This window comes from Flavobacterium sp. KS-LB2 (genome assembly GCF_036895565.1).
Taxonomy (GTDB): Bacteria; Bacteroidota; Bacteroidia; order Flavobacteriales; family Flavobacteriaceae; genus Flavobacterium.
The window spans coordinates 2,443,101-2,466,760 of the sequence record NZ_CP145904.1 but is presented as its reverse complement, the minus strand read 5'-3'; the positions used below and the strand labels follow the sequence as shown (position 1 = coordinate 2,466,760).

The 23,660-nt window shown below is 35.5% G+C and carries 18 protein-coding genes, 2 tRNA genes and 3 rRNA genes; 10 read left to right on the top strand and 13 right to left on the bottom strand.

Going from position 1 to position 23,660, the window contains the following annotated elements:
* Positions 1-37: 37 nt before the first annotated feature.
* Entirely contained in the window at positions 38-880 is an 843-nt protein-coding gene (locus V5J73_RS10500; RefSeq protein ID WP_338645698.1) for an isoaspartyl peptidase/L-asparaginase, read from the top strand.
* Here V5J73_RS10500 and V5J73_RS10495 read toward each other — a convergent pair.
* The 6 genes from V5J73_RS10495 to V5J73_RS10470 all read right to left on the bottom strand — a co-directional run bounded on the left by V5J73_RS10495 (position 877) and on the right by V5J73_RS10470 (position 5,739).
* Positions 877-1,680: an endonuclease/exonuclease/phosphatase family protein gene (locus V5J73_RS10495; protein ID WP_338645696.1), complete on the bottom strand. Its 804-nt coding sequence runs from the start codon at positions 1,678-1,680 to the stop codon at positions 877-879. The two genes, V5J73_RS10500 and V5J73_RS10495, sit on opposite strands and share 4 nt — an antisense overlap.
* 418 nt (positions 1,681-2,098) lie before the next feature.
* On the bottom strand, positions 2,099-2,389 hold the full coding sequence (locus V5J73_RS10490) for a hypothetical protein (protein WP_338645694.1): 291 nt from the start codon (positions 2,387-2,389) through the stop codon (positions 2,099-2,101).
* 17 nt (positions 2,390-2,406) lie between these two features.
* Complete coding sequence (locus V5J73_RS10485; protein ID WP_338645692.1) at positions 2,407-2,712, bottom strand: hypothetical protein; 306 nt, start codon at positions 2,710-2,712, stop codon at positions 2,407-2,409.
* Positions 2,713-2,875: 163 nt separating this feature from the next.
* Positions 2,876-3,163, bottom strand: a complete 288-nt coding sequence (locus V5J73_RS10480) for a hypothetical protein (protein ID WP_338645690.1) — start codon at positions 3,161-3,163, stop codon at positions 2,876-2,878.
* A gap of 183 nt (positions 3,164-3,346) precedes the next feature.
* Positions 3,347-4,015 carry a response regulator gene (locus tag V5J73_RS10475; protein WP_338645688.1) on the bottom strand — a complete coding sequence of 223 codons (669 nt, stop codon included), beginning with the start codon at positions 4,013-4,015 and terminating at the stop codon, positions 3,347-3,349.
* A gap of 11 nt (positions 4,016-4,026) precedes the next feature.
* Complete coding sequence (locus V5J73_RS10470; protein ID WP_338645687.1) at positions 4,027-5,739, bottom strand: tetratricopeptide repeat-containing sensor histidine kinase; 1,713 nt, start codon at positions 5,737-5,739, stop codon at positions 4,027-4,029.
* A gap of 313 nt (positions 5,740-6,052) precedes the next feature.
* On the opposite strand from V5J73_RS10470, the gene V5J73_RS10465 reads away from it, so the two are divergent.
* The 3 genes from V5J73_RS10465 (at position 6,053) to V5J73_RS10455 (ending at position 7,183) form a co-directional block, all read left to right on the top strand.
* Positions 6,053-6,277 (top strand): transposase, encoded by a 225-nt coding sequence (locus V5J73_RS10465; RefSeq protein ID WP_338648617.1) that lies wholly within the window; start codon positions 6,053-6,055, stop codon positions 6,275-6,277.
* A 286-nt stretch (positions 6,278-6,563) separates the two neighbouring features.
* Positions 6,564-6,971 carry a DDE-type integrase/transposase/recombinase gene (locus tag V5J73_RS10460; RefSeq protein WP_338645685.1) on the top strand — a complete coding sequence of 136 codons (408 nt, stop codon included), beginning with the start codon at positions 6,564-6,566 and terminating at the stop codon, positions 6,969-6,971.
* Between the two features lie 38 nt (positions 6,972-7,009).
* Positions 7,010-7,183 (top strand): IS3 family transposase, encoded by a 174-nt coding sequence (locus V5J73_RS10455; protein ID WP_338648615.1) that lies wholly within the window; start codon positions 7,010-7,012, stop codon positions 7,181-7,183.
* 244 nt (positions 7,184-7,427) lie between these two features.
* Here the strand turns inward: V5J73_RS10455 and rplT are convergent, their stop codons facing one another.
* The 4 genes from rplT to thrS all read right to left on the bottom strand — a co-directional run bounded on the left by rplT (position 7,428) and on the right by thrS (position 10,739).
* Positions 7,428-7,772, bottom strand: coding sequence for a 50S ribosomal protein L20 (gene rplT, locus V5J73_RS10450; protein WP_338645683.1), 345 nt, complete (start codon positions 7,770-7,772; stop codon positions 7,428-7,430).
* Between the two features lie 165 nt (positions 7,773-7,937).
* Positions 7,938-8,135, bottom strand: coding sequence for a 50S ribosomal protein L35 (gene rpmI, locus V5J73_RS10445; RefSeq protein ID WP_022827375.1), 198 nt, complete (start codon positions 8,133-8,135; stop codon positions 7,938-7,940).
* 83 nt (positions 8,136-8,218) lie between these two features.
* Positions 8,219-8,716, bottom strand: a complete 498-nt coding sequence (infC, locus tag V5J73_RS10440) for a translation initiation factor IF-3 (protein ID WP_338648614.1) — start codon at positions 8,714-8,716, stop codon at positions 8,219-8,221.
* A gap of 76 nt (positions 8,717-8,792) precedes the next feature.
* Positions 8,793-10,739 carry a threonine--tRNA ligase gene (thrS, locus tag V5J73_RS10435; RefSeq protein ID WP_338645682.1) on the bottom strand — a complete coding sequence of 649 codons (1,947 nt, stop codon included), beginning with the start codon at positions 10,737-10,739 and terminating at the stop codon, positions 8,793-8,795.
* Between the two features lie 1,026 nt (positions 10,740-11,765).
* Between thrS and V5J73_RS10430 the strand changes: the two genes are divergently transcribed.
* The 6 genes from V5J73_RS10430 (at position 11,766) to pafA (ending at position 19,162) form a co-directional block, all read left to right on the top strand.
* Positions 11,766-13,279, top strand: a 16S ribosomal RNA gene (locus V5J73_RS10430).
* A 130-nt stretch (positions 13,280-13,409) separates the two neighbouring features.
* A tRNA-Ile gene (locus V5J73_RS10425) sits at positions 13,410-13,483 on the top strand.
* 90 nt (positions 13,484-13,573) lie between these two features.
* Positions 13,574-13,647: transfer RNA gene (locus V5J73_RS10420), tRNA-Ala, on the top strand.
* Positions 13,648-13,832: 185 nt separating this feature from the next.
* Positions 13,833-16,715: ribosomal RNA gene (locus V5J73_RS10415) — 23S ribosomal RNA — on the top strand.
* Between the two features lie 175 nt (positions 16,716-16,890).
* Positions 16,891-17,000: ribosomal RNA gene (gene rrf / locus V5J73_RS10410) — 5S ribosomal RNA — on the top strand.
* Together the 16S, 23S and 5S rRNA genes with 2 tRNA genes alongside form the textbook arrangement of a ribosomal RNA operon.
* Before the next feature lie 545 nt (positions 17,001-17,545).
* Positions 17,546-19,162: an alkaline phosphatase PafA gene (pafA, locus tag V5J73_RS10405; protein ID WP_338645680.1), complete on the top strand. Its 1,617-nt coding sequence runs from the start codon at positions 17,546-17,548 to the stop codon at positions 19,160-19,162.
* Positions 19,163-19,241: 79 nt separating this feature from the next.
* Here pafA and V5J73_RS10400 read toward each other — a convergent pair whose 3' ends face one another.
* From V5J73_RS10400 to V5J73_RS10390, 3 genes are all read right to left on the bottom strand, one after another.
* Positions 19,242-20,657 (bottom strand): alkaline phosphatase, encoded by a 1,416-nt coding sequence (locus V5J73_RS10400; protein ID WP_338645678.1) that lies wholly within the window; start codon positions 20,655-20,657, stop codon positions 19,242-19,244.
* A gap of 158 nt (positions 20,658-20,815) precedes the next feature.
* Positions 20,816-22,036, bottom strand: a complete 1,221-nt coding sequence (gene lysA / locus V5J73_RS10395; protein WP_338645676.1) for a diaminopimelate decarboxylase — start codon at positions 22,034-22,036, stop codon at positions 20,816-20,818.
* Positions 22,037-22,205: 169 nt separating this feature from the next.
* Positions 22,206-23,660: a glutamate synthase subunit beta gene (locus V5J73_RS10390; protein ID WP_338645675.1), complete on the bottom strand. Its 1,455-nt coding sequence runs from the start codon at positions 23,658-23,660 to the stop codon at positions 22,206-22,208.

The following is a 23,660-nucleotide window of genomic DNA, read 5'->3' as shown; positions in this document are numbered from 1 at the left end:
AGAGCTGTCTAAAGTTGAAATATGCACCCAATACATTATGAAAATAATCATTCACGGAGGTTTTTTTTCAGAATCTTCCACTAATCACGAAACAAAAGTTGCCAAACAAAATGCATTAGAGCATATTGTAAAAGATTCGTATGATTTTTTAAAAACACATTCGGCATTAGAAACAGTTGTTTATGCAGTTTCACTTTTGGAAGATGATGAATTGTTTAATGCGGGAATCGGTTCCCAAATTCAAAGTGATGGAAAAATTAGAATGAGCGCCGCAGTCATGGATGGAGAAACGCAGAAAATGAGTGGCGTTATCAATATTGAAGAAGTGAAAAATCCAGTTCAGGTTGCTCAAAAATTGATGCAATATGACGATAGGATTTTGGGTGGAAGCGGAGCAACTAATTTTGCAAGACACCATAATTTTGAGGCTTTTTCAACGGAGATTCCACAACGCCGTGCAGAATATGAAGCGAAGTTAAAATCATTAGGAACCGGAACTGTGGGTTGTGTAGTTTTAGATTCAAATGGAAAAATTGCTGTTGCAACTTCTACAGGTGGTAAAGGATTTGAATTTCCGGGACGCATCTCAGATTCAGCTACTGTAGCGGGAAATTATGCCAATGAATTTTGTGGTGTAAGTTTGACGGGAGTAGGAGAGGATATTGTGAGTAATGCTACGGCCACGAAAATTGTGACTCGCGTTACAGATGGTTTCACCTTAGAGAATGCCTTTGAAAAAACGTTTAACGAATTAAAACCCTATGATGGCTTTGCAGGTGCAATTGCTATTGATAGTCATGGGAATATGTTTCACCAAGACTCACATCCTAGTATGGTTTTTGCCAGTTTTGATGGAGATACATTTGAGGTTTTTGATTAATTCAAAGAAAATTCAAACCAAATGGGGATATGATCTGATATTATTCTAGCGCTTTTTAATGAATTAAATTTTTTATAAAAAGGGATAATTCCTGAATTGAGAGCTTTGATTTTAGAGGTTTTGTAATACATATTGTCAAATTCAGATGCGAGGCAAATATCATTTTTGCATTCTTGCTTTAAAGAGGTTTTTTGGTTTACTAGTATGGATTGATATCCCATTTTTTTTAAAGGATTAAAAACCGTGTGCGATTGCGGACAGTTGAAATCCCCAGCAAATATTAAATTCAAATTTGGATACTCATCTGGTAGAAACTTAAAATATTTTATTTCGGTTTCAGGTTGTCTATTTTTAGTGATAGCATGAAAATTTACGATAGTAAATTGTTTGTTTTCATTTTGAAACGTACAAAAATAGGGTTCCCGATCAATTTCTAAATGGTATTTTTTTTCGAGCCAGGCCTTTCCTATCTTTTTTAATTTACTCATTTTCCAAATAAAAGCATAACGTTCCGTTTTATAAGCACTACTACTAGTTGGATCGCTTATCACATAATCCCATTTTGCTCCTTTGCGATTGAGTTCATCTGCTAATCGAGCTACTGCTTGAGCACCACCATAGCCTGCTACAACTTCTTGAATAGCAATGACATCATAATCACGAAGTGTATTGGCAATAAAGTTTATCGTTTCATAAGATTTAGATGTGCCAAGATTTTCTATATTCCAAGAAATGAGTTTGATTTGCGAGAAACATAATGGAGTAATAAGTAGAAATAGCAGCGAAAAGAAAGATTTCAATTTTGGAAATTATTTTTTAAAGTTATTAGTTAAAGCATAACGGAAAGTAATGATAAACACTTGTTGGAGCTTTTATTTCGTTTTGAGTTTATTTTATTATTTCACTTCTCTTCTAAAACAGATTTGATAGCAAAAACAGAAAAATCATTTTCAGATTTGAATTAGTAAAATGTATCATTTTTTTCAAAGTTACTACTAAATATGGAAAATTGTATTTCATCTCCTTTTCCATATTTTATACACTAAATAAACGATAAATATTGAACCAAAAAAAATTATTGTAATGTGTGTTATGTATATTAGATTGGATTTTAAAAGGAGTATTGACTTCATTAATTTAGTTTTTAGTTGTATAAAATACACACTTGAAAAAATAATATTTACAGTTTTCTATTTTAAGATAAAAAGGATGATCTTTTTATTCAAAAGCGATAGTTGGAGTTTTTGGATAATTTTTTATATAGATAATTTTTCCTTTTCGATGTCTGGAAAAATGTTTCACAGGATGTTGTTTCTTAGAAGAGTCTATATATGTTTTTATGGGCTCGTCACGTTTATTTGATAAATGACTATTGCTGTTAATCAATAACTGTTTTTCATTTGAATTATATTTAATTGGTTCATCCTTTTCTTTTTCTAGTTGTTTTTTTGATGTATAAGAGAATAACCCAATAAATACTAAAAGTCCAAAAAATATAATTTTTTTCATTTATTTTGAAGAGTATATTAGTTAATACATGTATTCACTATTTTTTTTCGAATTTTAAAAATCGTTGTTTGTTGCTTTTTTGTCAAGAGCTCTTTCTTGATTCCTTTATTTAATTTTTTGTTTAAACTTTCAGACTTCAGTTTGAAATAAGGGTATTTAGACAGTGAAATACTATTCCCTTTAAGCGATTTTTTATAATGTTTGAGATACTCTTTGACATAATTATTATAGTCATTGAGTTTTTTATCCCATTTGTTTAAAGTTAATTCTTCTTTATTTTTTTTCGGTACGTTCAGGATGGTAATAGTTTCATTTTTTTCCATGACCTAATTTTTTTTGAAAATGACTTCGATTTTTTATGGAATCAAAAGTAACTTTGAAAAAAGACATTACTTTACGGGATTCCGTAAACTAGGGGAAAATAAATATTGCGATCCAGTATCGTATACAATAATTAGAAATGGATTGGGTAGCAACAAATCGGTATTATAATTTTATCCAATTACTTGCTATCCAGTCTAATAATTGAGAGCGGTAAATTTCGTTTTCCAAAGATGGGTGTTGTAAAAAGCTTTCTGCTTTTTGAAAACTTGCTTTGGTTTGTGGGACTTTATATTTCTTTAGGAATTGATTACAAAAATGAATTACTTCCAACTCTTCTGTTTTATCAATGTAAATCCTATCTAGGACTTCGATAGTTTTAGGATAATCTTTGGAATCAATTGTTTGGGAATATCCTGTAAATGCTAAGTCTTCTCTCGTGAAATCTGCCATTTTATATGATTTAAAGTTTTATTGGTCAAACCTAATATCTTTAGACTTCATTTCTTTACGGGAAACCGTAAAAGCAGTTTTTTTTTAAAATAATTGTAGCAATTAATTCTTAAATGATAAAGTGTATTTTTTTTTGTATCAATTTCATCGCTTGTTTAGCTTTTTTTGGAAGGGAGAATTTGTTTAAACCAAACCTAAATCTTTGGTAATGGCAATAAGGTGCACATTGTTATTGGCTTTAAAGTATATTTTTAATCGATTGATTCGTTTTTCAAGACTGCTACTACCATTTGGAATAATTCCTGAATCTTTAAATTCAGTTGAAATTTCTTCAAGTGTTAAGCCTTTGGATAATGATTTCAAAAGAGAAATGTCATAAGATTCAATTTCAAAAAGTGATTTGTCTCTTAAGGCATTAGATATTTCAGCTGAAGGTTTAATTTCTTCATTGTTATAAATGCGTTGAATGGCTTTCTTGAGTTCAGGAATGCTGTCTCTTCCTTTAGATACATAGGCATTAATTTCTAAATTATTGAATAGTGATTTTATTCTAAAAGATTTATCTTCTATAGAGAATACTATTGTTTTGATATTAGGTTGTACTTTTTTTGCTGCCTCAATTAGTTCCTCCCCTGAGCTGAGCTTATTTTCTCGATGGTCTGGTTTGAATGATAAGTCGCTGATTAATAAGTCATAGGGCTCATCATCATGGAGTGCTTTTTTAATTTTTAAAAAAGCTTCATCACAGTATTTTGCATGATGAATTTTTAAGATAAAAATTTCTTCAAGAGCTTGAATTACAGCTATACTGATACTATCTAAATCTTCGGCAACTAAAACTTTTTGGAACATAGAATCGAGTATTATATTGGAATAATAAATTGCACTTTAAATCCTTTATTTGATTTAGTATCAAAAGTAATAGTTCCTTTTATCGCCTGAATACGGTTTTCCACATTTTGAAGTCCATTTTTAGAATTTAATTGATTAAATGTTGCCCCAACTCCATTATCACTGTAATCTATTTGTAATTTTTTTCCGTTTCGTTTGAAAGAAAGAACTACTAAACTGCATTGGCTGTGTTTTTTCATGTTGACAAGCAATTCTTGGAGTATGCGATAAATGATGATTTTTTTATTGCTTTCTATCTCCATCCAATTGATTGAATCCATTCCATTAGTTATCACATTTACTTCTTGAGTATTAAAACCAGACATCATTTCTTTTAAATTAGTTATAAATAATGATCCAGTTTCCATAGTATTGTTTTCTCGGGATATATTTCGTGTCCTTGAATAAATAGTATCTAAATTTGAAATCAATATTTCTTTATTGTGTGTAGTGGATAAATCTTGAGTTTCTGCAAAAGCTATGGTATGATATACATCATTAGCTAATTCATCGTGAAGTTTTTTAGCAATTCGAATTTCAGTAGTATAGGAAGCTTTAATTTTTTCTCTTTTATTTCTGGCTAAAAGGAGATTAGTTAAAAAAATACTTATTGTAGTAATGCTTCCTAGGACTATATATAATATTAAATTTCTCTTTTTCTGATGTTCTAATTGTAGCCCTTTTTGGGCTTTTAGTTTCAGGTTTTCATCTTTTTCTTTCTTCGAATCGTATTTGATTTTAGCAAATTGATTTTTAGCTTTTTGTCTTACTTTAGTAATACTATCATTAATATGGATGTATTTTAGAGAATATTCTTTGGATTCATTTCCGGTATTGAGTTCAATTAATAATTTTAAGCAGTAGAGGCGATCATCAGGGCATTTTAATTTTGTGGCAGCATTATAGGCTAATAATGCATATTCATTTGCTAAATTTTTATTCTTTTTTTGATGATATTCTGATAGATAAGCATAGCTTGATATTTTGCCAATATCATTTCTTTTAAGTCTTATTTGAAGTGATTTATTTAAATAATTCAATGCTTTAGAATTACCCGTTTTAAAATAACAATATCCTAAGTTTGTCATTATTCTTGAATAATTTGATGGATCACTTAAGATTTCTTTTTTAGTAATTAAAGGCTCCAGTATAGTAATCGCTCTTTTAAATTCTTTCATTTGTATATATACAAATGCAATATTACTTAAAGAAGCTAATTTTTCAATAGCAGTTGTTGTTTTTATAAGTGATGCTTTTTTATAACTATATATAGCATTCTCATAATCGAATGTGTTTGAATAAATATTTCCTAAAGTTAGGTTTAAGTCAAAGTTATAGGAATGATCTTTCTTTGTTTCAAGTAATGGAATAGTTTCAATAGCTACAGTTTCAGCTCCACTGTAATCAGCTTGGATATGATGGATTGTTGCTAAATTTATCAAGGAAAGGATCATTCGAGAAGTGTCTTTTTTTGATTCAGCAGATAATTTAGCTTTAGAATAATAGTAATAGGCTTTATCATAATCCCATTTTTTTAAAAGACTATCTCCTGCATCTATATATCTGTCTGTTTCTACTCGGTCTGCTTTTGATCTTTTCCAAGAATCTTGTTTCTTTTCACAAGATTGTAAGACATGTAAAATTATTAACACTAAAATATATTTGTATAGTTTTTTTGTTGTCATTTCCCGAAAATACAGAAATTAATTAAAATACTGGAACTATCTTCTAAGCTATTTTGATTATAGTTTAGAACGCGAGTTGGTACTAATACTAATTAAATTATTCTCAGTGTTTTAGATAATTGCATTGTTTAATTTTAGTAGTTAAATTCATTAAACATTAGAATTCAATGGGAGTGTATATTACACATGCTAACTTATCCATCCCAGAAAATTTAAAAATAAATCTTAATTTTAACCTTAGAAACAACTGCGCAAAATTTATGACAAGGCTTTTAAAGGGAAAGCAGTCCAATTTAGTTATGTTAGAACATAAATATCAGAACTCGCCAGAGAGTTAGGTGTATCAGACCCACAGTTGTATAAATGGCGCAAAGAGTTTGTAGAGTTTGGAGAAGGAAGTTTTCCTGGAAAAGGAAATTTAAAACTAAGTCTCGAGCAAGAAAAGATTTATGAACTGGAGAAAAGACTCAAAGATGCCGACTTAGAAAGCGATTTATTAAAAAAAGCAATCGGCATATTTTCCAAGAGCGGTCGATGATTTATAGTTTCATAAAAAACAATCAACAACTATTCCCGATTGAAAAAATGTGCAAGGTTCTACAAATGAATAGCGGAAATTATTACCGATGGAAGAAAACAAGCAATTATAGTAAGACAACAACTAAAAATTACGATAAAAGAATAGATAACATTGATTTATTTTGGAGCCAAACAAAAATATGGAAGCCCTAGAATAACATTGGAATTACAGTATTTAGATTAATAATTTTCACGATCAGAGAGCTTGCTCGAACATGCGAAGTAATTACAGTTGTAAAATATATATGAAAGAACTTGGTTTACGAAGCAAATTAAGCAAGAAGTTCAAAGTTACAACCAACTCAAATCATAATTGTTTAGTTGTCGAAAATGTATTAAACAGAGAGTTTATTATAAAAAGACCTTCAAAAGTTTGGGTTTCGGATATTACATATATCCAAACTAAAGAGGGGTTTGTATACCTGACCACTATTATGGATTTATACGACAGAAAAATTATTGGTTGGAGTTTCAGTGACGGAATGAGTACAGAAGAAACTACGCTTGGAGCTTGGAAAATGGCAATTAAAAACCGAGATATCGATGAAGGTTTGATTTTTCATTTTGATAGAGGTGTTCAATATGCTAGTAAAAAGTTTGTAAATGTTCTTGATTCCTATAAAAAAATAACCCGCAGTATGAGTCGTAAATAAAATTGCTGGGATGATGCTGTGGCGGAAAGCTTCTTCAAATCTTTAAAACGGAATTGGTTTATGGGAACAAACTGATTTTTAAAGAACAAATGAAACTGGAAATCTTTGAATACATTGAAATTTGGTACAACAGAAAAAGGAGAGATTCTGCTTTAAATTATGCAACTATTGAAGAATTTAACAATCAAATTAATTGCAAAAATGTAGTTTAACTGATACTGCAGGTTTTATTTGCATATCCAAAAGCTTTGTAGTAAATTTTATGTAACTATTTCCTAAGTTAAAATTAATTTCTTAATTCTATTATAAGCTAAGTTAGCATGTTCAATAAATAATTACGAAGTAGATTATAAAAAGTCCAATTTTAAAAAATGAATTATGTAAAAACAAAAAACCCCAATCTTTCGATTGAGGTTTTTATATAAGTAAGTAATCTAAATTGAGTTTATAAAACGTTTATTTTACTTTGTTAAGAATTGCTTTGAAAGCAACTGGGTGATTCATTGCTAAATCGGCAAGAACTTTACGGTTCAATTCGATATTATTAGCTTTTAATTTCCCGATGAATTGAGAATAAGACATTCCTTCCAATCTAGCTCCAGCGTTAATACGTTGAATCCATAATGCACGGAAATTTCTTTTATTCACTTTTCTGTCACGGTAAGCGTAGCACATTGCTTTCTCTACCGCATTCTTAGCAACTGTCCAAACGTTTTTACGTCTACCAAAGAAACCTTTGGCTTGCTTCATTATTTTTTTTCTTCTTGCTCTTTTAGCAACTGAATTTACCGATCTTGGCATAATTTTTACTTTTTTTTTGTAGCAGGCGTCCCGAATTGAATCAAGAGAACTTAAAAGCCATACTCCAAGGTTATTTTTAAATTGTTTTAACCTAAAGGGTCAAAGTGTACAGTTTTCAATCTCAGTTTACAGTTCATAACTGCTTACTGTGATTTCGACTGGATACTAGATTATCCTTAATTGTTGTTTGATGCTTTTCATATCTGTTTTGTGAACTAGCGCTGAGTGTGTCAAAGCTAATTTACGTTTTTTAGACTTTTTAGTCAAGATGTGACTTTTAAAAGCATGCTTTCTTTTAATCTTTCCAGAACCAGTAACTTTAAAACGTTTCTTGGCGCTAGATTTGGTTTTCATTTTAGGCATTTTTTCCTAGTGTTTTAATTTATTCTTACTTACTTATTTTTTTAGTTTCAGTCTCAGTTTCCAGTCATCAGTCTGAAAACTGCTTACTTCTTTTTCTTCGGAGCAATGAACATAATCATTCTCTTTCCTTCTAGAACTGGCATCGCTTCTACTTTACCAAACTCTTCTAGATCCGTCGCTAATCTTAATAATAAGATTTGACCTTGATCTTTATAGATAATTGAACGTCCTTTAAAGAAAACAAATGCTTTCAATTTTGCACCTTCTTTCAAGAACTTCTCAGCATTCTTTCTCTTAAATTCGTAATCATGCTCATCTGTTTGAGGTCCAAAACGAATCTCCTTAACGACTACTTGTGTAGATTTCGCTTTTAGGATTTTATCACGTTTCTTTTGCTCGTAAACAAATTTCTTATAATCCATGATTTTACAAACCGGTGGATCTGCATTTGGTGAAATCTCAACTAAATCCAATTCAAATTGGTCAGCTAATCTTAAAGCTTCCGAAAGTTTAAAAACTCCAGGCTCAATGTTTTCACCTACAAGTCTTACTTCTTGTACACCACGAATAAGGTTGTTTATTCTGTGGGCATCTTTTTTTTCTACGCGAGGTTGGTAACCTCTGTTGCTTCTTATTGCTATGACTTTATAATTTAAGTTAAACTGTAAATACTTTTAATGTTTTTTTAATCTCTTCGTTTACAATAGCAGCAAATTCTTCTATTGTAACGCTGATATTTCCTTTTCCTTCTTGTCCATGACGACGTATAGAAATCGTACCATTTTTTTCTTCTTCCTCACCTACAATCAACATAAATGGGGTTTTTTGCATTTCTGCATCCCTAATTTTCTTCCCGATTGTCTCGTTTCTATTATCAATGAGGGCGCGAATTTCGTGATTTTCTAGCAAATCTAAAACTTTTTTCGCATATATTTCATATTTCTCGCTCAAAGACAATATTATAGCTTGTTCAGGCATTAACCAAAGCGGGAAATTTCCTGCTGTATGCTCTAATAAAATAGCAATAAATCGTTCCATAGATCCAAAAGGAGCTCTGTGAATCATTACAGGTCTATGCAATTCATTGTCAGATCCTTTGTAGGTCAAGTCAAAACGTTCTGGTAGGTTATAATCCACCTGAATTGTTCCTAATTGCCATTGTCTTCCCAAGGCATCTTTTACCATGAAATCTAATTTCGGACCATAGAAAGCAGCTTCACCATATTCAACTACTGTATTCAATCCTTTATCTGCAGCAGCATTGATTATTGCATTTTCCGCTTTTTCCCAGTTTTCATCAGTACCTATATACTTATCTCTGTTTTCTTTGTCTCTCAAGGATATTTGTGCGGTAAAGTTTTCGAATCCTAATGATCCAAATACATAAAGCACTAAATCAATTACTTTCTTAAATTCCTCGTCTAGTTGTTCTGGTGTACAAAAGATGTGCGCATCATCCTGAGTAAACCCTCTTACACGAGTCAATCCGTGTAACTCACCACTTTGTTCGTATCTGTAAACGGTTCCAAACTCAGCATATCGCTTCGGTAAATCTTTATAGGACCAAGGTCTTACGTTGTAAATTTCACAGTGATGGGGACAGTTCATTGGTTTCAATAAAAACTCTTCTCCTTCAGCAGGAGTGTTTATAGGTTGAAAACTATCAGCCCCATATTTTGCATAATGTCCAGAAGTTACGTACAACTCTTTTTGTCCAATATGTGGAGTCACTACTTGTTCGTAACCGCCTTTTTTCTGTGCTTTTTTCAAAAACTGTTCTAATCGGTCTCTTAAAGCAGCGCCTTTCGGTAGCCACAAAGGTAAACCCGCGCCTACTTTTTGTGAAAAAGCAAACAGTTCCAATTCTTTTCCTAGTTTTCTATGATCTCGGCGTTTGGCTTCTTCTAGTAATTCTAAGTACTCTGTTAAATCCTTTTGTTTCGGGAATGAAGTTCCGTAAACACGAGTTAGCTGTTTGTTTTTCTCGTCTCCACGCCAGTATGCTCCAGCAACACTCATGATTTTCATCGCTTTGATGATTCCTGTATTAGGAATGTGACCTCCGCGACATAAATCAGTAAACGTATCGTGATCGCAAAAAGTAATTGTTCCGTCCTCAAGATTGGTAATCAATTCGGTTTTGTAAACATTGTCTTTATATATTTCCAAAGCTTCTGCTTTAGTAACAGGGCGTAGTTTGAACTCATGCTTTCCCCTTGAGATTTCAAGAACACGATCTTCAATTTTTTTAAAGTCAGCATCTGTGATTTTCTGATCTTCAAAATCGACATCATAATAGAACCCATTAGATATTGCGGGTCCAAGAGTTAATTTTATTCCTGGGTACAATTCCTCAAGAACCTGTGCCATGACGTGAGAAGTCGAATGCCAAAAAGCTTTTTTTCCACCTTCGTCATTCCATGTGTATAATGTAAGACTTCCGTCCGTCGTCAAAGGAGTTGTTGTTTCCACAGTTGTACCATCAAAAGAAGCCGAAATAACATTTCTGGCAAATCCTTCACTAATGCTCTTGGCAACATCCATAGGTGTAATCCCTGGAGTAAACTCTCTAATTGACCCGTCGGGCAAAGTAATCTTAATCATCGTTTATTATTTTAAGAATGCAAATATAGTCCATTACAAAAATACATACAATATATATGTAAGGTTTGTTGCTATTTGTAGGTTTAAAAACGAAATCTATAGCTAACATATATAGGTAGAGAATGAATTTTTCTGTTTGAGAGTTTTTTTTGCTCCTGATACTTAGGGGTGTTTCAGTCTTTTACTCATTAATATTAAGGCGATTAAAGGATCTTCATAACTATATTAGGGTTGTTGAAGTGTTTTTTTTGATCTGTAATCCGTCTCAAAGGTAGGTAGGTCTTGTGGTTTAGGTGGTTTTAATATTAAAGTGGGAGGTTTTAATCTAACTTATATGTACTCTCAATGATGATTTTATTTGCAAAAAAAAATATTTTTAAGGTATTTCTGATTTTTTTGAAAGTGAGTTAAAAAACTTTGTTATTCAAAAACCATGTTTACAGCGAGTTAAAAAAAAGACGAATAAAAAGGAAAAAAAAGGGTTTAAAAAAGCTTGAATAACGGTATAAAGGTTGTAGTTTTGCACCCGCAACAACGGCAAACGTTCATTTAAATACTGGCAAGCACAACGAATCGGGTTGAAAATTTATTTTCAAAAAAGATTAAAAAAAGCTTGTGAGATTAGAAAACGGATGTTACATTTGCACCCCGCTAACGAGAGAAGAAACGAGTTAGAGATGTTACTGCGAGAGTGGTAATTTAGGTTAAGCAAAACAAATGAAGTTCCTTGAAATACTGATAAGAAAAGAAATTAAACGGAGATAAAAATTTCCAAAAAAAACTTCATAATTTTCTTGCCAGTTAAAAAAAGAATTTTTACTTTTGCACCCGCTTCGAGCGACACACAATGTGAGTTAAACGAGGTTAAAATAAAAGAAGAATACGTTCCTAGACATATTGAATTGACAGCCGTTTTAACAGAGATGTTAAAACAAAAGAATAAGAGTAATAGAATCGAAAGATTTGAAAAAACCACTAGAATTTAGTCGAATAACAATAGCTTGAAGAGATTCAAGCAAACAATATACGATGAAGAGTTTGATCCTGGCTCAGGATGAACGCTAGCGGCAGGCTTAACACATGCAAGTCGAGGGGTATAGGTTTTCGGACCTAGAGACCGGCGCACGGGTGCGTAACGCGTATGCAATCTACCTTTCACAGAGGGATAGCCCAGAGAAATTTGGATTAATACCTCATAGTATAACATGACCGCATGGTCGAGTTATTAAAGTCACAACGGTGAAAGATGAGCATGCGTCCCATTAGCTAGTTGGTAAGGTAACGGCTTACCAAGGCAACGATGGGTAGGGGTCCTGAGAGGGAGATCCCCCACACTGGTACTGAGACACGGACCAGACTCCTACGGGAGGCAGCAGTGAGGAATATTGGACAATGGGCGCAAGCCTGATCCAGCCATGCCGCGTGCAGGATGACGGTCCTATGGATTGTAAACTGCTTTTGCACAGGAAGAAACAACTCTACGTGTAGAGTCTTGACGGTACTGTGAGAATAAGGATCGGCTAACTCCGTGCCAGCAGCCGCGGTAATACGGAGGATCCAAGCGTTATCCGGAATCATTGGGTTTAAAGGGTCCGTAGGCGGTTTAGTAAGTCAGTGGTGAAAGCCCATCGCTCAACGGTGGAACGGCCATTGATACTGCTAAACTTGAATTATTAGGAAGTAACTAGAATATGTAGTGTAGCGGTGAAATGCTTAGAGATTACATGGAATACCAATTGCGAAGGCAGGTTACTACTAATGGATTGACGCTGATGGACGAAAGCGTGGGTAGCGAACAGGATTAGATACCCTGGTAGTCCACGCCGTAAACGATGGATACTAGCTGTTGGGAGCAATCTCAGTGGCTAAGCGAAAGTGATAAGTATCCCACCTGGGGAGTACGTTCGCAAGAATGAAACTCAAAGGAATTGACGGGGGCCCGCACAAGCGGTGGAGCATGTGGTTTAATTCGATGATACGCGAGGAACCTTACCAAGGCTTAAATGTAGATTGACCGGTTTGGAAACAGACTTTTCGCAAGACAATTTACAAGGTGCTGCATGGTTGTCGTCAGCTCGTGCCGTGAGGTGTCAGGTTAAGTCCTATAACGAGCGCAACCCCTGTTGTTAGTTGCCAGCGAGTCATGTCGGGAACTCTAACGAGACTGCCAGTGCAAACTGAGAGGAAGGTGGGGATGACGTCAAATCATCACGGCCCTTACGCCTTGGGCTACACACGTGCTACAATGGCCGGTACAGAGAGCAGCCACTGGGTGACCAGGAGCGAATCTATAAAACCGGTCACAGTTCGGATCGGAGTCTGCAACTCGACTCCGTGAAGCTGGAATCGCTAGTAATCGGATATCAGCCATGATCCGGTGAATACGTTCCCGGGCCTTGTACACACCGCCCGTCAAGCCATGGAAGCTGGGGGTGCCTGAAGTCGGTGACCGCAAGGAGCTGCCTAGGGTAAAACTGGTAACTAGGGCTAAGTCGTAACAAGGTAGCCGTACCGGAAGGTGCGGCTGGAACACCTCCTTTCTAGAGCCTTAGTGTTAGTAGCAATACACGCTAGGGAAAGAAGACGAAAGTTCAAGTTGGAAACAAATGTGGACATTTTATTACTCTTGCTGTTAATTTAAAAAAAAAGAATAAAATTTAAGAATAAGAGTGTCTCGTAGCTCAGCTGGTTAGAGTACTACACTGATAATGTAGGGGTCGACAGTTCGAGTCTGTCCGAGACAACTATTTAGACTTAAAAAAGGAAATTCTAGAGTTGAAAGATTACGAATTACAACAATTCATAATTCATAATTCACAATTCATAATTAAATTGGGGGATTAGCTCAGCTGGCTAGAGCGCCTGCCTTGCACGCAGGAGGTCAACGGTTCGACTCCGTTATTCTCCACAAGATAGTATCAAGCGGATAGTATCAAGTATCAAGATTAGTCTTAATACTTAATACATTAAACTTAATACATATTAAAGTTCATTGACATATTGAGATAAGAAATAATAAAAAGTAGAAAGCATTTTTACTTGTTTATCATTAGACAAGTAAAGAAACGGTCATTCATAATTGAATGATTGGTACAATAAGCAAAATAAGGGCGTATGGGGGATGCCTTGGCTCTCAGAGGCGATGAAAGGCGTGATAAGCTGCGAAAAGTTACGGGGATTGGCACACACGATACGATCCGTAAATACCTGAATGGGGCAACCCACTATGTTGAAGACATAGTACACCGATAGGTGGGCAAACCCGCTGAACTGAAACATCTAAGTAGGCGGAGGAGAAGAAAACAAAAGTGATTCCGTAAGTAGTGGCGAGCGAACGCGGATTAGCCCAAACCAATGTTGTTACGGCAATGTTGGGGTTGTAGGACCACGATATTTCTTGCACAAAGAATTAGAATCTACTGGAAAGTAGAGCCATAGAGAGTGATAGCCTCGTATAAGTAATAAGTGTAAAGGATAGTGGTATCCTGAGTAGGGCGGGGCACGTGAAACCCTGTCTGAATTTGGCGGGACCATCCGCTAAGGCTAAATACTCCTGAGAGACCGATAGTGAACCAGTACCGTGAGGGAAAGGTGAAAAGAACCGTGAATAACGGAGTGAAATAGATCCTGAAACCATACGCTTACAAGCGGTCGGAGCCCTTTCGTGGGGTGACGGCGTGCCTTTTGCATAATGAGCCTACGAGTTAACGTTGCTGGCAAGGATAAGTGGTTAAGCCACGGATCCGTAGCGAAAGCGAGTCTGAATAGGGCGCTTTAGTCAGTAGTGTTAGACGCGAAACCGTGTGATCTACCCATGGGCAGGATGAAGCGCTGGTAACACAGTGTGGAGGTCCGAACCGGTTGACGTTGAAAAGTCTTCGGATGACCTGTGGGTAGGGGTGAAAGGCCAATCAAACTCGGAAATAGCTCGTACTCCCCGAAATGCATTTAGGTGCAGCGTTATGCGTAAAGTTATATAGAGGTAGAGCTACTGATTGGATGCGGGGGCTTCACCGCCTACCAATTCCTGACAAACTCCGAATGCTATATAATGTTTCATAACAGTGAGGGCTTGGGTGCTAAGGTCCAAGTCCGAGAGGGAAAGAACCCAGACCATCAGCTAAGGTCCCCAAATATATGTTAAGTTGAAAGAACGAGGTTTGTCTGCCCAGACAGCTAGGATGTTGGCTTGGAAGCAGCCATTCATTTAAAGAGTGCGTAACAGCTCACTAGTCGAGCGGACGAGCATGGATAATAATCGGGCATAAACATATTACCGAAGCTATGGATTTGTAATTTATTACAAGTGGTAGGGGAGCATTCTAACAGGGTAGAAGGTGTGTCGTAAGGCATGCTGGACTGGTTAGAAAAGAAAATGTAGGCATAAGTAACGATAATGCGGGCGAGAAACCCGCACACCGAAAGACTAAGGTTTCCACAGCTATGCTAATCAGCTGTGGGTTAGTCGGGACCTAAGGCGAACCCGAAAGGGACAGTCGATGGACAACGGGTTAATATTCCCGTACTAGTTATTACTGTGATGGGGTGACGGAGTGATGAAAGCGCCGCGAACTGACGGAATAGTTCGTTGAAGTACCTACCTATAAGCTGCGCAGGCAAATCCACGCGGCTTGGGGAAATACGATAGTACTCGGAGTCTTCGGACAAAGAGATAGTGCGCCTAAGGGCTTCCAAGAAAAACCTCTAAACTTCAGGTAATAAGTACCCGTACCGCAAACCGACACAGGTAGTCGAGGAGAGAATCCTAAGGTGCTCGAGAGATTCATGGCTAAGGAATTAGGCAAAATAGACCCGTAACTTCGGGAGAAGGGTCGCCAGCAGCAATGCTGGCCGCAGTGAAGAGGTCCAGGCGACTGTTTATCAAAAACACAGGGCTCTGCAAAATCGTAAGATGAAGTATAGGGCCTGACACCTGCCCGGTGCTGGAAGGTTAAGAGGAGATGTTATCTTCGGAGAAGCATTGAATTGAAGCCCCAGTAAACGGCGGCCGTAACTATAACGGTCCTAAGGTAGCGAAATTCCTTGTCGGGTAAGTTCCGACCTGCACGAATGGTGTAACGATCTGGACACTGTCTCAGCCATGAGCTCGGTGAAATTGTAGTAGCGGTGAAGATGCCGCTTACCCGCAGTGGGACGAAAAGACCCTGTGCACCTTTACTATAGCTTAGTATTGACCTTGGACAAATGATGTGTAGGATAGGTTGGAGACTGTGAAGTGGCGTCGCTAGGCGTTGTGGAGTCATTGTTGAAATACAACCCTTTGTTTGTCTGAGGCCTAACCCCCAATCGGGGGGACATTGCTTGGTGGGTAGTTTGACTGGGGTGGTCGCCTCCAAAAGAGTAACGGAGGCTTCTAAAGGTTCCCTCAGTACGCTTGGTAACCGTGCGTAGAGTGCAATGGCATAAGGGAGCTTGACTGAGAGACATACAGGTCGATCAGGTACGAAAGTAGAGCATAGTGATCCGGTGGTTCCGCATGGAAGGGCCATCGCTCAAAGGATAAAAGGTACGCCGGGGATAACAGGCTGATCTCCCCCAAGAGCTCATATCGACGGGGGGGTTTGGCACCTCGATGTCGGCTCGTCACATCCTGGGGCTGGAGAAGGTCCCAAGGGTTGGGCTGTTCGCCCATTAAAGTGGCACGCGAGCTGGGTTCAGAACGTCGTGAGACAGTTCGGTCTCTATCTACTGTGGGCGCAAGAAATTTGAGTGGATCTGATTCTAGTACGAGAGGACCGAATTGGACAAACCTCTAGTGTATCTGTTGTCACGCCAGTGGCATCGCAGAGTAGCTACGTTTGGAAGGGATAAGCGCTGAAAGCATATAAGCGCGAAACCCACCACAAGATGAGATTTCTTTTAAGGGTCGTGGGAGATGACCACGTTGATAGGCTATAGATGTAAAGGCAGTAATGTCATAGTCGAGTAGTACTAATAACCCGTAAGCTTATGTACGCTTTTCCTCTCTCATTCTAGGATGAGAGAGGGAGAAACTTTCTTTATGCTGAACTTGTTTCAGTATCAAATTTTTTATATTCTTTATCTCAGTATGTTAAGATATTATGTAGTTGATGTTTATTATACAATATAAACAACATTACAATAATTGCCCAAAGCAATTATAACCTCTTAAGGTGGTTATTGCGGCGGGGCTCACCTCTTCCCATCCCGAACAGAGTAGTTAAGCCCGCCTGCGCAGATGGTACTGCAGTTATGTGGGAGAGTATGTCGTCGCCTTTCTTTGAAGAATCCTCATCATTTATTTGATGAGGATTTTTTTGTATTGGTTAGATGTGATAACCATTGCCTCGGCTAGTCGCTTTTCTTTAATCTGAACTAGTTTCAGATTCTATTAAATCCTCATCATTTAGTTGATGAGGATTTTTTGTTTTACAGCGGGTTCAGCCCTGTAAGTCCATTGCTTCGGCTGGTCTTGCTTATTTTAATCTAAACGCTTTTAAGATTCTTTTACATCATAATCATTAATCTGATCAGGATTTTTTGTGTATGGTAAGGTTTATGGATAATTTTTAGTTTATTGAGTAGTATAATTCTTCTTTTTCTAATTTCTACAAGTTTTAAACTGGTATTATTTCTCCTTTTATAATATTTTTCAAAGATAACCGATTTCAAATAGCTATAAAACTATCCATGCATAGCTTACTGATTTTTGCGTAAATATTTTTAATGAAGTTAAGAATGGATTAATTTATTATCCTGAAGTGTTTGTTCGGTGTTTGATTAAAGTTTAAGTTGTATTTTTGTTTTAATTATAAAAGTATAATATGAAAAGAATTATTTTGTTTTTGACATTTGTTATGTCTTTAAACTCACAAGCGCAACAACGCCCCAAATTAGTGGTAGGTATAGTGGTAGATCAGATGAAAATGGAATATCTATATCGTTTTTCAGAGGATTTTTCGGCAAATGGATTTAAAAGATTGATGAATAATGGATATACTTTCCACAATATGCATTATAATTATGTACCAACCTATACCGCTCCTGGTCATGCAAGTATTTATACTGGTACCACACCTTCTACACACGGTATTGTTGGAAATGATTGGTTTAATAAAGCTATAGGGAAAGATATGTATTGTACTGATGATGAATCTGTTAGAACAGTAGGTGATGGTACAGAAAAAGAAGGAGCAATGTCTCCGAAAAACTTGTTAAGTACCACCATTACCGATGAATTGCGAATGGCAACGAATTTTAAAGGTAAAGTAATTGGGATGAGTATCAAAGATCGTGGTGCAATTTTGCCTGCGGGTCATTTTGCAAATTGGGCATTTTGGTATAGTAAAACTGGAGCTTTTATTTCAAGTACTTTTTATGGTTCAGCATTACCTAATTGGGTTACAGAATTTAACCAAGAAAAACGATACATGAATTATATTAATAAAGGTTGGAATTTATTGAAGCCCATAGCTACTTATAATGAAAGTCTTCCTGATGATAATCCGTATGAAGGGAAATTAGATAAAGCTAACGCTCCGGTTTTCCCATATGATTTGAGTAAAATATACAAAGACAAAGGAGCTGATGTTTTGAGAACTACACCTTTTGGGAATGATATTTTGGCGGAATTAGCAATGAAAGCTGTTGAAAAAGAAGATTTAGGGAAAGATGACATTACTGATTTTCTTACTGTTAGTTTTTCTTCCACTGATTATGTAGGACATACTTTTGGACCTCGTTCTATGGAGTTGCAGGATACTTATTTGCGTTTAGATCAAACGATAGCTCAGTTTTTAAACTATTTAGACAAGACCGTTGGAAAGGACAATTATTTACTTTTTCTAACTGCTGATCACGCTGGAGCTGAGAATTCAAATTATTTAAAAGATAACAAATACAATGTTAAAAATATTCCTTCTAAAGATATTGTTGAGGCATTAAAAAAATATTCAAACGAAACATTTGGTTCAGATTTGATATTAGATTATTCTAACTTTAATCTTTTCTTTAATAAGGAAACTATTAGACAAAAAGGTTTAGAATTAACTAAAGTAAAACAAAGTTTCAAAGAGTTTTTGATGACACAAGAACAAGTTAAAAGAGTGTATACTGAAGAGGAAATTTTAGCTTCGTCAGGAGATGATTATTTCTTAAGTTTTATTGCTAAAGGTTATGATCCTAAACAAAATGGCGATATTGTAATGCTTGATAAAACGGGTTATATGGAATATCAAGCTACAGGAACTACACATGGTTCACCTAATAGTTATGATACACACGTTCCGTTACTTTTTTATGGATGGCATGTTCCAAAAGGAGAATTACACACTAAAAAACACATAACTCAAATAGCACCGACGCTTTCTCAAATGTTGAAAATTCCATTTCCTAATGGTACGGAATCTGAAGTATTGGAAACGCTTTTGGAAAAAAAATAATTGATTTAAAATCTTTTTAAACGATAAAAAACTCCTCTCTTTTTAATAAGATAGGAGTTTTTTAATTTTATGGTTGTTTCTAAAATTTATTTTCTACTTCAGCGGCCTCTAGCATTAAATAATGTAGGTCGGTGTTTTTTATGAAAGGTTTCAGTAAATTACTTCCGGGTCCGTATATTGCTAACTCACTATAATCTGCAGAATGATCCATACTGATCCAACCCACTGAATTGTGTTTCTTTTGGATATCGGCTAATACTTTGAAAGGCAGATGTTTCGGATTATAAAGACCTTCCTCCAATTTTATATTCGAATAAAAATTCAAAATTTCTTTTGCCTCATCTTCTTTTAAAATAGTTTTATTGGCATATTCAATTCTTTCAATTACTTGTGATACAGATGTTTCTTGACCAATTCCATTTAAAATCCAATCGTTGGTTTGTTTGTAATTTTGGATCGAATCAAAATTTTCATTGGCCTCTTTTCCATAGATAATTCCCGGATTTGCATTCCCATGATCTGTAGTGATGATTACCAATGTGTTTTTGTCTTTTTCAGCAAAATCAATAGCAACTTTTACGGCTTCATCATGAGCTACTTGATCATAAAGTAATCCAGCGATGTCATTTCCATGTGCTGCCCAGTCTACTTTTCCTGCTTCGACTTGTAAAACAAAACCGTTAGGATGATTTTTCATTTTAGCAATGGCACGTTCCGTCATTTCGGCTAAAGTTGGAATGGTTCCAGTTAGTTCTTTACTACTTTCTCTGTCTTTGGAATAGGGTAGGCCATCGTTATAAAACACTCCAAGTATTGGTTTACTGTTATCACAGGCCAACATTTCACCTTTATTTTTTACAACTGAAAATCCATTTTTTAAAAATTCGTGGTACATATCACGTTTGTCTTTACGGCTTTCCGAGGAGAAATAGTTATTTCCGCCACCCATCATGATATCAAATTTCAAGTCAAGATACATTTCGGCAATACTTTCCTGACTGTTTCTACTTTTTGAAGCAATACAAAAACCCGCAGGTGTGGCATGTGTGATAGGAACAGTGGTAACACATCCTGCCATTTTTCCTGCTTTTTTAAATTTTTGCCATATTGGAAGGTATTCTTCTCCGTTAACGCCTACATTTAAGGAGCCATTTTTGACACGAAAGCCACTTCCCCAAGAAGAACTTGCTGCAGCTGAATCTGTAACAATTGATGAAGCTGATGCCATGTCCATCAATGCTCGTGTTACTTTGTTGTCTTTATACAATTGGATCCAATTACTCCCTATACCTGTTTTTCTATTCAGATAGATGTCAGCCATATTTAGTGTACCAATGCTCATTCCGTCACTAACGATTACAATGATATTTTTAGCTTTTTTATTTTTTTTTAAAGTGTCAAAATCTAGCTCGTTCGCATTACCTTCAAAAGGATTTAAGAGTGAAGCACCAATAGCAAATAAAGAACCGTTCTTGAAAAATTTCCGTCTATTCATTCGTTTGAGTTTTTTTGTAAGAATTTCAAAAGTAAAGAAACTCTTTTACTGAATATGTTAAGGATTGATTATTTTTTGGAATAAAAAATATTATAAAGAGATTGGTTTTGGTATCTAAAAAATAATCCCATTTACAGTTGCAAATGGGATTATTTAGATTATGATGTTGTTACAGCAACTGGTAACGGAATTTGATTTTTAAGAATATCTTCAAAGGTTTCATGTGCTCTGATTAAATGTCCTTCACCATTCATCCACAAAACCTCGGCGGGCTTGTATCTCGAGTTATAATTGGAAGCCATGGAGAAGCAATACGCTCCTGCATTTCTAAAAGATAAAATATCACCTTCTTTTATTTCTGCAATTTTTCTATTATTGGCAAAAGTATCAGTTTCGCAAATGTATCCTACTACGGAGTAAAAGCGTTCTTTCCCTTTGGGATGAGATATATTTTCGATATGATGTTGTGAACCATAAAACATTGGTCTAATTAAATGATTAAAACCACTGTCTATTCCTGCGAAAACTGTTGAAGTAGTTTGTTTAACGACATTTACTTTAGCCAAAAAGAAACCGGCTTCACTTACTAAAAACTTCCCTGGTTCAAATATCAAGGTTAATTCTTTTCCATATTCGGTACAAAAGGCATTGAATCTTTTAGATAATTTTTTACCTAATTCTTCAATGTCAGTTTCGATATCGTCTTTCTTATAAGGTACTTTAAATCCACTTCCGAAGTCTAGAAATTCAAGATTTTTGAAGTTCCTTGCTGCATCAAATAATATTTCAGCGGCATATAAAAATACTTCGATATCCAAAATATCAGAACCAGTATGCATGTGGATCCCTACAATATTCATTTTTGTATTCTCAACAATGCGAACTAAATGAGGTAATTGGTGTACCGAAATACCAAATTTACTATCGATATGACCCACAGATATATTTGCATTTCCTCCAGCCATTACATGCGGATTTATACGGATACATACTGGAACATTTGGATATTTTGTACCAAATTGCTCTAATATGGATAAGTTGTCTATATTTATTTGAACTCCCATTGCAGATACTTCCTCAATTTCTTCAAGAGAAACACCATTTGGAGTATAAAATATTTTTTCTGGATCATAGCCAGCATGAAGTCCTAATAATACTTCTTGAATGGAAACAGTATCTAAGCCTGAGCCCATTTCTTTCAATAACTGAAGTATAGCAATATTCGACAAAGCCTTCATTGCATAATTGATGCGCAACTTATCTACCTTTGAAAAAGCTTTTGTTAATCTATTGTATTGAGATTGTATTTTTTCGGCATCATAAACGTATAATGGACTGCCAAATTGTTCTGCTAATTGTACTAAGTCTTTTGATTGCATGATTATTAATTTTGAGCAAATTTATTACTCTTTATTTAGTCCCACAAGCTAATGAATGAATTCTAACAAAATATAACAAAAAGTTATAAATTAAACATTTACTTGAAATTTTATAAAAAAAATAACCCTTGAAAAATTTTTCTGTCAAGGGTTATACTATTATTTAAAACTACAAGCTGGGTAAATCGCCATTTCCCTTGGTTGGTAAATTGGTGTAACCCATTAAATATTTATCGACTTCTCTTGCAGCTTCACGGCCTTCAGATATTGCCCATACAATTAATGATTGTCCTCTTCGCATATCACCCGCAGTAAAAATATGAGGAACATTCGTCTGATAATTAGTTGCTTTATAATTGCTTCTCATATCAATTTCTATACCTAATTGATCACTTAGTGTTTTCTCCGGACCTGTAAATCCTAGTGCCAATAAGGCTAAATCACAAGGCCAGATTTTTTCTGAACCTTCTTTTTCTATCAATTCAGGTCTTTGTCCAGGTGTCATTTTCCAAGCCACTTCAACGGTTTTTAAACCAACAAGTTGGCCGCTTTCATTAGCAATAAATTCTTTGGTATTGATTAGCCAGTTTCTATTACAACCTTCTTCATGTGAAGAGGATGTTTTTAGTTGCAATGGCCAAAATGGCCAAGGAGTAGTTTCACTTCTTCCAACTGGTGGTTTTGGTAAAATTTCAAAATTAGTAACTGATTTTGCACCGTGTCTGTTTGAAGTTCCAATACAATCTGAACCTGTATCTCCACCACCAATAACGATCACATCTTTGCCTGTCGCCATTATTTGATCATGAATTTCCTCACCATATAAAGATTTCGTTTGTTGTGTCAAGAAAGTCATTGCTTGAACAACTCCCTTACTTTCTATTCCTTTAGTAGGTAAACTTCTTCGTTCGGTTGCGCCACCACATAATACGATAGAATCAAAAGAATTTAATTCTTCAACACTATAGTTTACGCCAACATTTACATTCGTTTTAAAAGTAATTCCTTCAGCTTCTAAAACAGCAACACGTCTGTCGATAATTCCTTTTTCCAATTTGAAATTGGGAATTCCATAACGTAGTAATCCACCAATGGCATTATCTCTTTCAAAAACCGTAACAGTATGTCCTGCACGATTTAATTGTTGTGCAGCCGCTAAGCCAGCAGGACCAGACCCTATTACAGCCACTGTTTTTCCTGTTCTAACTTCTGGTGGTTGTGGTTTTATCCAACCTTCGGCAAAGCCTCTTTCGATGATATTTTTTTCAATATTTTCGATAGCTACTGGCTCGCTTATAATTCCTAAAACACATGATTTTTCACATGGTGCAGGGCATAAACGACCTGTAAATTCGGGAAAATTATTGGTTGATTGCAATATTTTTAAAGCACTTTCCCATTCTTCCTGATGTACCATGTCATTAAAATCAGGAATTAAATTTCCTAAAGGGCAGGCGCTATGGCAAAATGGAATTCCACAATCCATACATCTGGATCCTTGTTCTTTGATTTTTTCTTTGGTTAACGGAATTGTAAATTCATTATAATTCGATACTCTTTCTGGAACAGCAACATTACTTTCGTCGGTTCTAGTGTATTCTTTAAATCCTCCTATCTTTCCCAT